Raw genomic sequence first — 13,367 nt, 5'->3', positions numbered from 1 at the left:
GGAAGAGCGAACCTGGGATGCACTGTCCGAATGGGACTACGGCGATTACGAAGGCCTCACGACGCCCGAGATCCGCGCAACGGTGCCCGATTGGACCGTCTGGACGCACCCGTGCCCCGGCGGCGAGCAGGCCGATCAGATCCACGCCCGCACCGACATGGTGCTGTCGATGGTGCGTTCGCAACTACCCGAACGCGACGTGATCCTGATCGGGCACGGCCACTTCTCACGCGCACTCATCGCCCGCTGGCTCGAGCTCCCGGTGACGGAAGGAAAGCGTTTCGCCTTGTCCCCCGGCGCATACTCGGTTCTCGGTTACGAGCATGGCGCCACCCACCTCGTCCATCACAACGTGCCGCCGCTCGTCGAGGCTTGAGGCCTAAGATTCTCCCTATGATCCGACGCGCCACGCCCGCAGACGTCCAGCCGATCACAGACATGATCTACGAGTTGGCCGACTACCAGAAGGCCCTCGACGAGTGCACCGTGAAGGCGGAACAGATCGGCGAGGCTTTGTTCGGGCCGGCCGCGACGGCCTTCGCGCACGTCGCTGTGAATTCGGCCGACGACGTCGTCGGCATGGCGTTGTGGTTTCGCAATTTCTCGACGTGGGACGGCGCCCACGGTATCTACCTCGAAGACCTCTACGTCAAGCCCAGTCAGCGCGGATCAGGCCACGGGAAGGCTCTTCTGGCCGCACTCGCCAAGGAGTGCACCGACAACGACTACACCCGGCTGTCCTGGTCGGTGCTCAACTGGAACACCCCCTCGATCAAGTTCTACGAGTCACTCGGCGCCGACGCGAAGACGGAGTGGACCACGTATCGCCTGACCGGTACTCACCTCGGAGCTCTCGCCGCCGAAGCTGAGTAGAGCGGAAGCTGAGTAGGTCTGAAGCAGCGTAGGCGTTCCGTCCTACTTGTCCCGCGGCTCGTCGGTCTCGTCCGGGCGTCCCTCTTCCGGCGACACCTCGTCTGCGTACGCTCCGTACTCCGCTGCCATCCATCGAGACGTCGGAGCCGAGAACAGGCAGCCCAGAGCGCCGAGAACGACGACACCCAGAACGATGCCGAGCGGCACCTGATGCGAATCGGTCAGGAGCGACCAGGCGACCGGCAGGAGCAGCAACTGCGCGACGACGGCGATGGCCCGGCCCCACCGGCGGCCCGTCAGCAAAGCGATACCGGCAGCCAACACCGCGCCGCCGAGGATCGCGACCCACGCGGCAAATCCGTATCCGTTGGTGACGCTCTGATCGTGGCCGGTTGCACCGCGAATCACTGCGACGATCGCGAACCCGGCGGCAACCAGCCCTTGAAGCGTCACGAGGGCACCTGCCCATGTGACTGTCTTGGGCAGGGCGTTCGGACTGGCGGTATTCGGCACGAGGCCAGCCTAGAACACGACACCGGATAGGCTCATGCCCCGTGCGCGCACTGCTGATCGTCAACCCCAATGCCACCTCCACCACCGCTGCCGGTCGTGACCTGTTGGCACACGCCCTCGAGAGTCGGGTGCGACTTACTGTGGCGCACACCACACATCGGGGTCATGCCGCCGAACTGGCGCGCGAAGCCCACGAAGACGGCTTCGGCTCGGTGATCGTCCACGGTGGCGACGGCACGGTCAACGAAGTGGTCAACGGACTGCTCGGGTCACCGCATCCCGCGTCGATGAAATCGGTTCCGGTCGGTCCGATCCCGACGATCGCTGTCGTCCCGGGAGGCTCGGCAAACGTTTTCGCGCGCTCACTCGGTATTGCCGCCGACCCGATCGACGCCACGAACCAACTCGTCGACCTCCTCTCCGAACGGACCAGGCGCCGAATCGGGCTCGCACACTGCGACAACCGTTGGTTCACGTTCAACGCCGGAATGGGCCTCGACGCCGATGTGTGCGAGGCCGTCGACGCCAGCCGTAAGAACGGTGACGCCGCCACACCCGCCCGGTATGTCCGAACCGCGATCGCGGCGTTCTTCCGTGCCAAGCGAGCCGAACCAGCGCTGACCGTCCACCTTCCCGATCAGGATCCCGTCTCCGGAGTCCACTACGCATTCGTCTCGAACTCGAGCCCGTGGACATATCTGGAATAGCGTCCCGTCCACACCAATCCGGGAACGACCTTCGACAGTGGACTCGGCATCTTCGCCATGACGAGCACCAAAGTTCTGCCGTCCCTGCGGGTTGTGCGGCAACTACTCGCACGCGGCGCGGAGCCGAAATCGAAGGTCCTCTTACGCACCGACGACGTCCCGACAATCACCATCGAATCGTCGCGACCGATCGGACTCCAGATGGACGGCGACTACATCGGACTTCGTGAAAAGGTCGAATTCACCTCGGTCCCGGATGCACTGGAAGTGTTCGCACCGATTACGACGTGAGTCAGGCAACACGTTTGACCTGCAAAAACTCTGGTGCCAAAAGGTCGAAATCGGGTAAAATGCCGGTGACGCCCAGGTGGCCGTCAGGTGTGTCACAAATTAGTGAGTTGGCCCACGAACCTGTTCAAACCTATTGACATACCGCGAGTTCGTGAAAGCATTCACAAGTAACAGTGCGGAAACATTGATGACGCACACACAAACTCATTGGTACCAAATGGTGTGAATACACACCCAATTAAGGAGCGAAAAAAGATGGACTGGCGCCACAACGCAATCTGTCGCGACGAGGATCCCGAACTGTTCTTCCCCGTGGGAAACAGCGGACCGGCCCTCGCTCAGATCGCTGATGCCAAGGTTGTCTGCAACCGCTGCCCCGTCACCGCCGAGTGCCTGTCGTGGGCTCTCGAGTCCGGCCAGGATGCAGGCGTCTGGGGCGGAATGAGCGAAGACGAGCGTCGCGCACTCAAGCGTCGTAACGCACGTACCCGTGCACGCACTTCCGTCTAGGTAAAACCGAGACGTTCGACTCGCGGCGGAGAACAGCCCCTCTGCACAGTCGAAGACGACAGCCCGGCACCACATGGTGCCGGGCTTTTTGTCTGCCCGAATCGCTAACGCTGCTCGAATCAGTAACGCGCAGAACGTCTACCGAGCGGCACACGCAGAACCGCGTCGGTACCGCCTCCGCTTCCCGGGTGCAGTCCGAGCGAGCCACCGAGTTCGGCGCCCAGCAAAGTCCGCACGATCTGGAGTCCGAGCCGATCGGACTTCTCGAGGTCGAAGTTCTCCGGCAGTCCGCGCCCGTTGTCGTGGATGATCACGTCCAACCAGCGTGCAGAACGCTCGGCACTGAGTGTGACCGTGCCGGTCACACCCGGATCGAAAGCGTGCTCGATCGCGTTCTGCACCAACTCCGTCAGCACCATGACCAGCGGGGTGGCGCGCTCGGCGGAGAACACTCCGAAACTGCCCTCACGCCGAATCGTCACCGGCACACCTACTCCCGCGACATCGGAGAGCATGGGAACCAACCGGTCGATCACCTCGTCGAGATCCACCTCTTCGTCCACCGACATCGACAAGGTGTCGTGAACGAGGGCGATGGACGTCACGCGCCTCACCGACTCTGTCAACGCTTGTCGCGCTTCGTCGTTGCCGGTTCGCCTGGCCTGTAGACGCAGAAGCGCCGCGACGGTTTGCAGATTGTTCTTCACTCGATGGTGAATCTCGCGGATGGTTGCGTCCTTGCTCAGGAGAGCGCGATCACGACGCTTGACCTCGGTGACGTCGCGGACGACGACCGCAGCACCGACATGCCGGCCGCCAGGCTTGAGAACCAGGGCCCGCAGCAGAACGGTCGCCCCGCGCGCCTCGATCTCCATGCGGCGACCGGGCTTGTCCGCCAACGTATCTCGGATGTATCCCGCAGCTTCCTGAGACTCGAACGGGTCGGTGACCAACGAACGGGTCAGCGCTGCGAGGTCTTGGCCCACCAGATCCGAACTCAGACCCATCCGGTGATAGGCCGAGAGCGCGTTCGGGCTGGCATAGACGACTGTGCCTTCGGTATCGAGACGGATGAAGCCGTCGCCCGCACGTGGGCTCGAGTTCGTGTCGGAGCGCGATTCTCGGATCGGGAAGGTTCCGTCGCTGATCATCTGACACAGGTCTTCGGCGCAATCGAGATACGCGAGTTCGAGCGGACTCTGCGCTCGCTGGTGCGACAGGTTGGTGTCGCGGCTCAGAACCGCGATGACTCGCCCGTCCAGACGCACCGGAACGGCTTCCCGACGCGGCGGCATTCCTTCACGCCACGTCTCGTCTTCCCCGCGCACGACGCGGCCCTCCACGAGAGCGCGAAGAACCTGCGGGTGCTCGGACTCGGAAACGACCGTTCCGACCGCATCCTCCGGAAAAGCCGTCGATGCCGTTGTCGGCCGGCAATGCGCGACGCAGATGACCGTCCCCTCGGATCGGTTCTTCTCCGATTCGGTGCCCACCCACAAGAGAACGTCGGCAAAGGAGAGGTCGGCGAGCAGTTGCCACTCCCCCACGACGCGCTGGAGATGGTCGACCGCCGCACCGGGAAGATCGGTGTGTTCGGCGAGGAGGTCACTGAGAGTGGACATCGTCCGGCTTAGGAGATCACGGCGATCAGATCGCCTTGCTGAATCACGTCGCCGACCTTGACGCCCACCGTCGTCACCGTTCCCGGAACCTCGGCCAGGACGGGAATCTCCATCTTCATGGATTCGAGGATGACCAGGGTGTCGCCGTCCGCAACGACGTCTCCCTCGCTCACGACGACCTGGTAGACCGTCGAAACCATCTCGGCGCGCACGTCTTCTGACATCGTGAACCTCACTTCTGTCGGAACTGCACTCTGACCACGAAAATACGTCGACGGATCACTCGATCGACCTGCCAATGGAACCACACCGGCATCGGCGTGAAACAATGACGCGAAAGAAACAGAAGGGAGACCAATCATGGGTAAGCGTGGTCGTAAGAAGCGCAGCCGTAAGGGCAACGCCGCTAACCATGGCAAGCGTCCAAACGCCTGACATGTAGCGCAACAAAACGTCCGAGGGGCGGGGAAGCATTGCTTCCCCGCCCCTCGGCGTTACTGCCTTCCGACTGCTGCCGCTCAGATCTTCGCTGACGGGCTAGCTGTCGGTTTCGGTAGTCGTTATGACGATGGTCCGACGCAACTCGACGGTGAGCCGCTGACGCAGGCTTTCCGGCGCGTGGTCCCCACCGCACTTACGATTGATCAGGCTCTTGACCTTCTCCTCGATCCCGTAGGCCTCCAGGCACGATCCACAATCGTCGATATGACGCTGCAGGCGAGCACGACTCGAATCGTCGCATTCACCGTCGAGCATCAACCAGACGTCGGCGATGACTGCCGAGCAGTCGAGCCTTTCGAATTCGTCCTGCTCACTCATCGTGTGACACCTTCCGTCTCGCTGGCTGCGACTGTGGCTGTGTCGACCGCGCCGTCCCGATTGAATCCCCGGTCTTTTGCGACATCGGCCAAAAGACCACGCAATTGCTTGCGACCACGGTGCAGTCGCGACATCACCGTTCCGATGGGTGTGCCCATGATCTCCGCGATCTCCTTGTACGGGAATCCTTCGACATCGGCGTAGTACACGGCCATACGGAATTCCTCGGGAAGCGACTGCAGCGCCGCCTTGATGTCGTCGTCTGGCAACGCGTCGAGCGCCTCCACCTCGGCCGATCGCAGCCCCGTCGAGGTGTGCTCGGCGGTGGCGGCCAACTGCCAGTCGGTGATCTCGTCCGTCGGATACTGCGCGGGTTGGCGCTGCTTCTTGCGGTACGAGTTGATGTAGGTGTTCGTGAGAATCCGGTACAGCCAGGCTTTCAGGTTGGTACCGGCACGGAACGAACGGAAAGCGGTGTACGCCTTGACGTACGTCTCCTGCACGAGATCCTCGGCATCAGCGGGATTCCGCGTCATACGCAAGGCAGCGCCGTACAACTGGTCGAGCAGCGGGAGCGCGTCGCGCTCGAACCGGGCAATCAACTCATCCGGAGTTTCGGGCGTTTCGGACACTGCGCCGTCGATAGGTTCAGCTACCCCTGACGGTTCGTCCTTGGGCCGGTCGTGTTCCAGCACTCTGATCCCTTCACTAGCCGTAGGGATCAAGGTTACCGCCAACTGAAGATCCGACCCACGGGCCGGTGGTGGCTCACACACAGCCAGCACGGTCGCTCCTTCGCTTCTCGGGACAAGTTTCATCAACTGGTACCAACACGGGAGTCAGCGACTCTGTTCCCGGCCTGGTCGGATGCACCTGTCGGCGATCCACATAGGGTGTTCCTCATGGCCGGAACAGCGACCCCTGCGACCGTACTTCTCGACAAGTCGAAGACACCGCACCGCGTCCACAGCTACGACCACGATCCTCGCGCGGAATCTTTCGGCGACGAGGCGGTCACCGCACTGGCAGAGTCGACAGGCGTCGAGGCCGCACAGATCTTCAAGACCTTGGTCGTCAAACTCGACACCGGCAAGCTCGCCGTCGCGGTTCTGCCGGTCCCGGACAAGCTCTCCCTCAAGGCTGCAGCCGCTGCCCTCGGTGCGAGCAAAGCCGTCAATGCCGATCGCGCCGAAGCCGAGCGCTCGAGCGGCTACGTCTTCGGCGGTATCTCACCGCTCGGCCAGCGCAAGAAACTGCCGACAGTGATCGATGCGTCGGCGCTCGACTGGGACCGCATTCTCTGCAGCGCCGGTCGACGCGGGCTCGAAATCGAGCTGGCTCCGACGGACCTCGCGCAGCTCAGTGGCGCGGTCACGGCGCAAATCACGGCGGGCTGAGTATCCGGTCGCTACGGTCTCACCATGCAACCACACCTGAAAACTCTTGCACTGACCGCTGCAGCGGCAGCCCTCACCGTCTCGCTGACGGCCTGCGGGAGTTCGGACAATGCCGCCAAGGAAGTCACGGTAGTCGGATCAGGGCAGGTCCGCGGGGCGCCGGACATCCTCAATGCCGACATCGGCATCGAGGTGGTTGCCCCGGACGTATCGGGGGCGGTCTCCGAGTCGAATGACAAGGCCCGTCAGATGATCGACGCGATAGTCGCCGCCGGGGTGGCCCCCGAGGACGTGCAGACAAGCGATCTGTCCGTCCAGCCGCAGTACGACGCCAGTGGTGGACCGTTCATCGGCGGCAACGTGACCGGCTACCGGGCGACCAACTCGGTACGGATCGTCGTCCGCGATCTCGACAAGGCCTCTTCTGTCCTGGACGCCGGCATCGCGGCGGGCGGAAACGCGGCACGGCTCGGTAACGTCGCATTCGCCATCGACGACGACTCTCAGCTTCTGGCCGACGCTCGCACCCGTGCCTTCGAGGACGCGAAGAACCGTGCCGAGCAGTACGCGGATCTGTCCGGGACGTCGCTCGAAAACGTCGTGACCATCACCGAGGCACACGACACGAGTGGCGGTCAGACCATGCGCGCTCCCGACGCCTCGATGTCCGACATGGTTCTCGCCCCGGGAACCCAGCAGGTCTCGTTCGAAGTGACCGTCACCTGGGCTCTCGGCTGACCACTAGAGCAGGCTGATCTGCTCGCCGGCACGGTCGACGTCCGGCTCGATCAACTCGTGTCCGTTGTTCTTGACACTGTTGACCAGCGGCCGGACTCGATCGACCTCGATCCGCTCGAAGAGGTCCGGTACCGGCTCGAGCAGGGCCGAATCGACGGTGTTGTCGGGATCGAGCCACGCCTCCCAGCGGTCACGAGGCAGGGCGAGGGGCATGCGGTCGTGAACCTGCTCGAGGTGACCGAGAGAGTCGACTGTGACGATCGAGCAGCTCAGGACGGGGCTCGCGTTCTCGACCCTCGGGTCCCGCCAGGCAGACCACACGCCCGCCATGAACAGCCGTGATCCGTCGTCGGGGTGCATGTAGTAAGGAATCTTCGCTGCCTTTTTCCCGCCGGTGGCCTCGGTCTGCCACTCGTACCACCCGTCCATGGGGACCAGGCAACGCTTGAACTTGAAGGCGGTCCGAAACGCCGGCTTCTCCGCCAGCGAGTCGGCGCGGGCGTTGAACAGGACCGGACCTTTGCCCAGTTCCTTGGTCCACGACGGCACCAATCCCCACCGCATCCGCCGAATCCTCTTGGTCGGATCGCTGTCGGGGTTCTCCCGATCGTGGCGTTCGACGACGGTCAACACCTCGGTCGTGGGGGCCACGTTGTAATCGGCTTCGACGGGCGCCGAGTGGTCGGTCTCGTCGAGCGCATCGAGTTCCACCGCCAGGGTGGCCGGGTCCGCTGTGGTCGCATACCTTCCGCACATGACACCCAGGGTGGCACGGTTTCGACCATTCCCCCACCGATGAGAGAAGATGGACCATGTGAGTCTGAGTCTGTGGAGCGCCCCGAGGGCCCAAGCACCCGTCGATGCAGTGGTGACGCTGCCCGGATCCAAGTCCATCACCAATCGAGCTCTGATTCTGGCCGCACTTGCGGATGGCCCGTCCACGATCACCGGTGCACTCCGCAGCCGTGACGCCGACCTGATGATCGCAGCTCTGCGTGACCTCGGCATCGGCGTCGAGGAAGCCGGTGATGCGACCACGCTTCGCATCACCCCTGGACCCCTGCGCGGCGGCGAGGTCGACTGCGGCCTGGCCGGCACCGTGATGCGCTTCCTGCCGCCACTCGCCGCGATGGCCGACGGCATCGTCCACTTCGACGGCGACGAGCAAGCACGCACACGACCGCTCGGCACCATCTTGGAAGCACTGCGCGGTCTCGGCGCTCGGATCGAGGGTGACGCACTCCCGTTCACCGTCACCGGAACCGGATCCCTACGCGGCGGGACGGTCACCATCGATGCATCCGGTTCGTCGCAGTTCGTCTCCGGTCTCCTGCTCTCGGCCGCTGCGTTCGAAGAGGGTGTCACCGTCCATCACGACGGCAAGCCCGTCCCGTCCATGCCACACATCGACATGACCGTCGAGATGCTCCGCGAGGCCGGAGTTTCCGTGACGACGCCAGCCACGGGCGGTGACGCGGACACCTGGCGTGTGGCACCGGGGCCGGTGCGCGCCGTGGACTGGGCGATCGAACCCGATCTCTCCAACGCCACACCGTTCCTGGCCGCTGCCGCTGTTACCGGCGGAACCGTCAGCGTGCCGTTGTGGCCGTCGTCGACGACGCAACCCGGCGACGCGATCCGCGGGATCCTCGCCTCGATGGGGGCCGACGTCACTCTCGCCGATGGTGTCCTGACCGTCCGCGGCCCGGAGAAACTGCGCGGCATCGACATCGACCTCCACGACGTGGGAGAGCTGACCCCCACCGTGGCGACCCTGGCCGCTCTCGCCGAGGGCACCTCGCATCTACGAGGAATCGCGCACCTGCGCGGGCACGAGACAGACCGTCTCGCCGCCCTCGCCGACGAGATCAACAAACTCGGCGGCTCCGTCACCGAAACCGATGACGGCTTGACGATCGTTCCCGCGGAACTCCATGGCGGACAATGGCTCGCGTATGCCGACCACCGCATGGCAACAGCCGGCGCCATCATCGGCCTGGTCGTCGACGGCGTCGACGTCGACGATGTCGGAACCACAGCCAAGACACTGCCGGGCTTCGAGAACATGTGGATCGACATGCTCGAGAGTTCGCCTGCGACACCGAAGGCAAGCTTCTGAGTCCGCGGCAGTACGACGAGTCCGACGTCCGGGTACGCCCCGGGCGCGGATCCCGCCCCCGTACGAAGACTCGGCCCGAACATCTCTCGGCCGAATCGGGGATGGTGGTGTCGAAGGATCGTGGCCGTTGGGGTTGCGTCCTCGGCGGCGATCCCGACCGGCTGATCGTCACGATGCGCGCCCGCGAACTTGGCCGAACCCCCATCGTCGTCGGCGATCAGGTGGACATAGTCGGCGATCTGTCGGGCAAGACCGACACCCTGGCGCGCATCGTCCGGGTCTCCGAGCGTTCGACGGTTCTGCGACGGACCGCCGACGACACCGATCCCTTCGAACGTATCGTCGTCGCGAACGCGGAGCAGCTTCTCATCGTCGTGGCACTCGCCGATCCCCCACCGCGCACCGGCTTCGTCGAGCGCGCACTGGTCGCCGCCTACGTGGGTGGCCTGACGCCGATCGTCTGCCTGACCAAGAGCGACCTCGAACCGCCGGAGGAATTCGCGAGCACGTTTGCCGACCTCGACATCCAAGTGGTCGTCGCCGGTCGCGACGATCCCCTGGACGAACTGACGCAGATCCTCGAGCACAAGTTGACCGCCCTGATCGGACATTCCGGCGTCGGAAAGTCGACACTGGTCAATCGCCTTGTCCCCGATGCCAATCGAGCGGTCGGCATCGTATCCGGCGTCGGCAAGGGCCGGCACACGTCGACGCAATCGGTGGCACTCCCTCTCGCCGGTGGCGGCTGGGTGATCGACACCCCGGGCATCCGTTCGTTCGGTCTGGCGCACATCTCGCCCGAGAACGTAGTGGCGGCGTTCTCGGATCTCGCTGCGGCGATCGAGGATTGCCCGCGCGGATGCACGCACCTCGGACCGCCGGCAGATCCCGAATGCAAGCTCGACCTACTGGAGGGCAAATCAGCTCGACGCGTCGTCGCTGTGCGACAACTGCTGGAAGCGATCAAGTCCAACGATCAGTACTGAGCGCCCCCGAGCGACGTTCCGGGCGAGAACAGCAAAGCGGCCCGACACCATCAAATGGTGTCGGGCCGCTTGCTGTCTACGGTCAGCGCAGTCGACGATCAGCGCAGGCCGAGGAGGCTGCGCAGCTTTCCGCTCTTGCGCTTACGTGCGATGGCGCTCTTGAGGCCACTGCGACGCCCGGTCACGGGATCGACAGTCGAGGTCAGTTCGCCGTCGAACATCCGCTCCGACGCCGTCTCGGGCGCATTGTCGACGGTGTCCTTGAGGTACTTGTTGGGCAGCGACAGCTTGGCGATGGTGCGCCAGGACTTGGCGTACTGCACGGCAAGCGGGCCCGTCGTGTACGGCAAGTCGTACTTGTCCGCGAGCTGACGCACCGTGACCGCGATGTCCTTGTAGCGGTTGCTGGGCAGATCGGGGAACAGGTGGTGCTCGATCTGGTAGCTCAGGTTGCCCGTCATGAAGTCCATGAGCGCGCTGCCCTCGATGTTGGCGCTGCCGAGCATCTGACGCAGGTACCACTGAGCCTGCGTTTCCTTGTCGATGTCTTCCTTGGTGAACTTCTCGGCACCGTCCGGGAAGTGGCCGCAGAAGATGACCGCGTTGGTCCACACGTTCCGCAGAGTGTTGGCGGTGAAGTTGGCCGACAACGTGCTCTGCCACGCCGGGCCGGTGATGGCCGGGTAGATGACGTAGTCGCGCAGGACCTGCTTGCCGATCTTCTCGCCGACCTCACGGAGCTTGCGCTGCGTCTCTTCCTTGTCGGCGCGGCCCTTGGCCACCTTGCCGAGCTCGAGGTGCTGAGCGGCGATGCCGTACTCGAAGAACAGCGCGAGCAGCGTGTTGTAGACCAGGTTGCCGGCGTTGAAGGGCTTCCAGCGCTGATCGCGGGTGACGCGGAGGAGTCCGTATCCGACGTCGTCGTCCATTCCGAGGACGTTGGTGTACTTGTGATGCAGGTAGTTGTGGGTCTGCTTCCAGTGCGCAGACGGGCCGGTGACGTCCCACTCCCACGAGGTGGAGTGGATCTCCGGGTCGTTCATCCAGTCCCACTGCCCGTGCATCACGTTGTGCCCGAGTTCCATGTTCTCGATGATCTTCGAGAGCGTCAGCAGGCCAACTCCGGCGAGCCACGCCGGACGGCGACGGCTGGCGAAAAGCACTGCGCGGCCGCCGATTTCGAGCGAACGCTGCAGACGAATGACGTTGCGCACGTACCGCGCATCCTTCTCGCCGCGCGACTCCTCGATGTCGCGACGAATCGCGTCGAGTTCGCGGCCGAGCGCTTCGATGTCGGCGTCCGTGAGATGTGCGTATTCCTTGACATCTGCAATCGCCATGGAAAGCCTCCTAGCAGTGAGTTAGGCGCAAAGTAGTAAGTGCAGAACGATCATCGATTCGAATCGTTCAGATCAACTGCACCTACTGTAGCGTAACTTACGGCACCGTAGGTTAGGTTTTTCCCGATGTAACCTATATCACTTCCGGCGCTTCGGCATGCGGGAACGGGCCTGCGACTTGAGTGCGGTCAACAAACCGAGACGCTTACCGGTGATCGGATCGGTACGAAGGTCCTCGACCATCGCCATGGCTGCGTCCCGGAATCCCGAGTCGCGGAACCGCAGTTCCGAAGACGTTTCCGGAGCATTGTCCGAGGTTGCGGTCAGCCACTTGTCCGGCAAAGCCAACTTGTGGATGGTGCGCAGAGCCAGAAGATACTGCTTGAAGAGCGAACCGGTGGTGTACGGGAGATCGAACTTCTCGCACAATGCACGCATCTTCACAGCGATTTCGGGATAGCGGTTGCTCGGCAGATCAGGAAACACGTGGTGCTCGATCTGGTAGCTCAGATTGCCGCTCATGAGTCCCATGAGCTTGCCGGAATTGAAGTTCGCACTACCGAGCATCTGGCGCAGGTACCACTCGTGACGAGTCTCCTGCTCGAATTCGGCAACCGTGAACTTCTCGGCACCGTCCGGGAAGTGGCCACAGAAGATGACGACGTACGCCCACAGGTTGCGCACGAGGTTCGCGGTCGCATTGGCCGACATGGTCGACTTCCACGCCGGCCCCGTCAGCGCCGGGAACAAGATGAAGTCCTTGCCCACCTGACGAAAGATCTTGCGCGCGAAGTCTTTGTTCGCCTGCGAGTTCAGCTGCCCCTTTTCCGCGCCCTCCAACTCGGCTGCCGCCGTGAGGTCGTGCAGCGCGATGCCCCACTCGAACGTGGCCGCCAAGATCACGTTGGCGATCGGCTGGAAGAGGTTGATCGGCTTCCACGGCTCGTCACGAGTCATACGCAGAATCCCGAAACCGAGATCCTCGTCCATACCGACGACGTTGGTGTACGTGTGGTGCTGGTAGTTGTGGGCGCGCTTCCAATGCTCGGAAGGACCGGTCTGATCCCACTCCCACGAGACGGAGTGAATCTCGGGATCGTTCATCCAGTCCCATTGCCCGTGCATGACGTTATGCCCGAGCTCCATGTTCTCGATGATCTTCGACAGGCTCAGCAGGGTCGTGCCGACCAACCATGCCGGTCGGTACCGACTGCCGAACAATGCGATACGCCCGCCGAGCTCCAACGCCCGCTGGACGCGAATGACGCGACGAATGTAGCGGGCGTCCCGGATCCCACGAGAGTCTTCGATGTCGAGTCGAATCTGATCGAGTTCACGTCCGAGAGCTTCGACATCGGCCTCGGTGAGGTGCGAAAACTCTTTGATATCGGTGATGGCCACCGTGGTCCTCCGTGTGCCTAGAAGCTATGCGTCCAGCGTACAGTCGCCGGC

Annotated in this window: 16 protein-coding genes and 1 pseudogene; 9 read left to right on the top strand and 8 right to left on the bottom strand. The window is 63.4% G+C overall.

Annotated features, from left to right (window positions below; all coding sequences use genetic code 11):
- Both A2J01_RS09605 and A2J01_RS09600 read left to right on the top strand, forming a co-directional pair.
- Positions 1-376: histidine phosphatase family protein (locus A2J01_RS09605; protein ID WP_197494189.1), on the top strand; the 376-nt coding region annotated here is incomplete at its 5' end.
- 17 nt (positions 377-393) lie between these two features.
- On the top strand, positions 394-873 hold the full coding sequence (locus A2J01_RS09600; protein ID WP_003940724.1) for a GNAT family N-acetyltransferase: 480 nt from the start codon (positions 394-396) through the stop codon (positions 871-873).
- 42 nt (positions 874-915) lie between these two features.
- Here the strand turns inward: A2J01_RS09600 and A2J01_RS09595 are convergent, their stop codons facing one another.
- Complete coding sequence (locus tag A2J01_RS09595; protein WP_007731217.1) at positions 916-1,386, bottom strand: hypothetical protein; 471 nt, start codon at positions 1,384-1,386, stop codon at positions 916-918.
- A gap of 41 nt (positions 1,387-1,427) precedes the next feature.
- Here A2J01_RS09595 and A2J01_RS09590 point away from each other — a divergent pair.
- A pseudogene (locus A2J01_RS09590) lies at positions 1,428-2,384 on the top strand (diacylglycerol/lipid kinase family protein).
- 255 nt (positions 2,385-2,639) lie between these two features.
- Complete coding sequence (locus A2J01_RS09585; RefSeq protein WP_003940950.1) at positions 2,640-2,894, top strand: WhiB family transcriptional regulator; 255 nt, start codon at positions 2,640-2,642, stop codon at positions 2,892-2,894.
- Positions 2,895-3,013: 119 nt separating this feature from the next.
- Here the strand turns inward: A2J01_RS09585 and A2J01_RS09580 are convergent, their stop codons facing one another.
- Together A2J01_RS09580 and A2J01_RS09575 are read right to left on the bottom strand one after the other, a co-directional pair.
- Positions 3,014-4,516 carry a sensor histidine kinase gene (locus A2J01_RS09580; protein WP_003940890.1) on the bottom strand — a complete coding sequence of 501 codons (1,503 nt, stop codon included), beginning with the start codon at positions 4,514-4,516 and terminating at the stop codon, positions 3,014-3,016.
- A gap of 8 nt (positions 4,517-4,524) precedes the next feature.
- Positions 4,525-4,740, bottom strand: coding sequence for a biotin/lipoyl-binding carrier protein (locus tag A2J01_RS09575; RefSeq protein ID WP_064112597.1), 216 nt, complete (start codon positions 4,738-4,740; stop codon positions 4,525-4,527).
- A gap of 136 nt (positions 4,741-4,876) precedes the next feature.
- Here A2J01_RS09575 and A2J01_RS37430 point away from each other — a divergent pair, with 136 nt between their 5' ends.
- Complete coding sequence (locus A2J01_RS37430) at positions 4,877-4,951, top strand: 50S ribosomal protein bL37 (protein WP_022597109.1); 75 nt, start codon at positions 4,877-4,879, stop codon at positions 4,949-4,951.
- Between the two features lie 102 nt (positions 4,952-5,053).
- On the opposite strand, the gene rsrA is transcribed toward A2J01_RS37430, so the two are convergent.
- Positions 5,054-5,335 (bottom strand): mycothiol system anti-sigma-R factor, encoded by a 282-nt coding sequence (gene rsrA / locus A2J01_RS09570; RefSeq protein ID WP_003940722.1) that lies wholly within the window; start codon positions 5,333-5,335, stop codon positions 5,054-5,056.
- A complete protein-coding gene (locus tag A2J01_RS09565) occupies positions 5,332-6,030 on the bottom strand; it encodes a sigma-70 family RNA polymerase sigma factor (protein ID WP_003940776.1) in 699 nt (232 codons plus the stop codon). Before A2J01_RS09565 ends, rsrA begins: the two co-directional genes overlap by 4 nt.
- 207 nt (positions 6,031-6,237) lie before the next feature.
- On the opposite strand from A2J01_RS09565, the gene ybaK reads away from it, so the two are divergent.
- Together ybaK and A2J01_RS09555 are read left to right on the top strand one after the other, a co-directional pair.
- The gene (gene ybaK / locus A2J01_RS09560; protein ID WP_064112596.1) at positions 6,238-6,732 is read left to right on the top strand and encodes a Cys-tRNA(Pro) deacylase; all 495 of its coding nucleotides are present in this window, start codon (positions 6,238-6,240) and stop codon (positions 6,730-6,732) included.
- A 24-nt stretch (positions 6,733-6,756) separates the two neighbouring features.
- Entirely contained in the window at positions 6,757-7,470 is a 714-nt protein-coding gene (locus A2J01_RS09555; RefSeq protein WP_064112595.1) for an SIMPL domain-containing protein, read from the top strand.
- 3 nt (positions 7,471-7,473) lie between these two features.
- Here the strand turns inward: A2J01_RS09555 and A2J01_RS09550 are convergent, their stop codons facing one another.
- Complete coding sequence (locus tag A2J01_RS09550) at positions 7,474-8,226, bottom strand: SOS response-associated peptidase (protein WP_064112594.1); 753 nt, start codon at positions 8,224-8,226, stop codon at positions 7,474-7,476.
- Positions 8,227-8,275: 49 nt separating this feature from the next.
- Between A2J01_RS09550 and aroA the strand changes: the two genes are divergently transcribed.
- On the top strand, positions 8,276-9,589 hold the full coding sequence (gene aroA / locus A2J01_RS09545) for a 3-phosphoshikimate 1-carboxyvinyltransferase (protein ID WP_064112593.1): 1,314 nt from the start codon (positions 8,276-8,278) through the stop codon (positions 9,587-9,589).
- Positions 9,538-10,575, top strand: a complete 1,038-nt coding sequence (gene rsgA / locus A2J01_RS09540; RefSeq protein WP_037129054.1) for a ribosome small subunit-dependent GTPase A — start codon at positions 9,538-9,540, stop codon at positions 10,573-10,575. Before aroA ends, rsgA begins: the two co-directional genes overlap by 52 nt.
- A gap of 98 nt (positions 10,576-10,673) precedes the next feature.
- Here the strand turns inward: rsgA and A2J01_RS09535 are convergent, their stop codons facing one another.
- Entirely contained in the window at positions 10,674-11,915 is a 1,242-nt protein-coding gene (locus A2J01_RS09535; RefSeq protein WP_064112592.1) for a fatty acid desaturase family protein, read from the bottom strand.
- A gap of 138 nt (positions 11,916-12,053) precedes the next feature.
- The gene (locus tag A2J01_RS09530; protein WP_003940901.1) at positions 12,054-13,316 is read right to left on the bottom strand and encodes a fatty acid desaturase family protein; all 1,263 of its coding nucleotides are present in this window, start codon (positions 13,314-13,316) and stop codon (positions 12,054-12,056) included.
- Between the last annotated feature and the right edge of the window lie 51 nt (positions 13,317-13,367).

Origin of the sequence: Rhodococcus sp. EPR-134 (assembly GCF_001647205.1) — a bacterium.
Taxonomy (GTDB): Bacteria; Actinomycetota; Actinomycetes; order Mycobacteriales; family Mycobacteriaceae; genus Rhodococcus_F; species Rhodococcus_F qingshengii.
The sequence above is the reverse complement of the archived record's forward strand: the minus strand, read 5'-3'. Positions and strand labels throughout refer to the sequence as shown.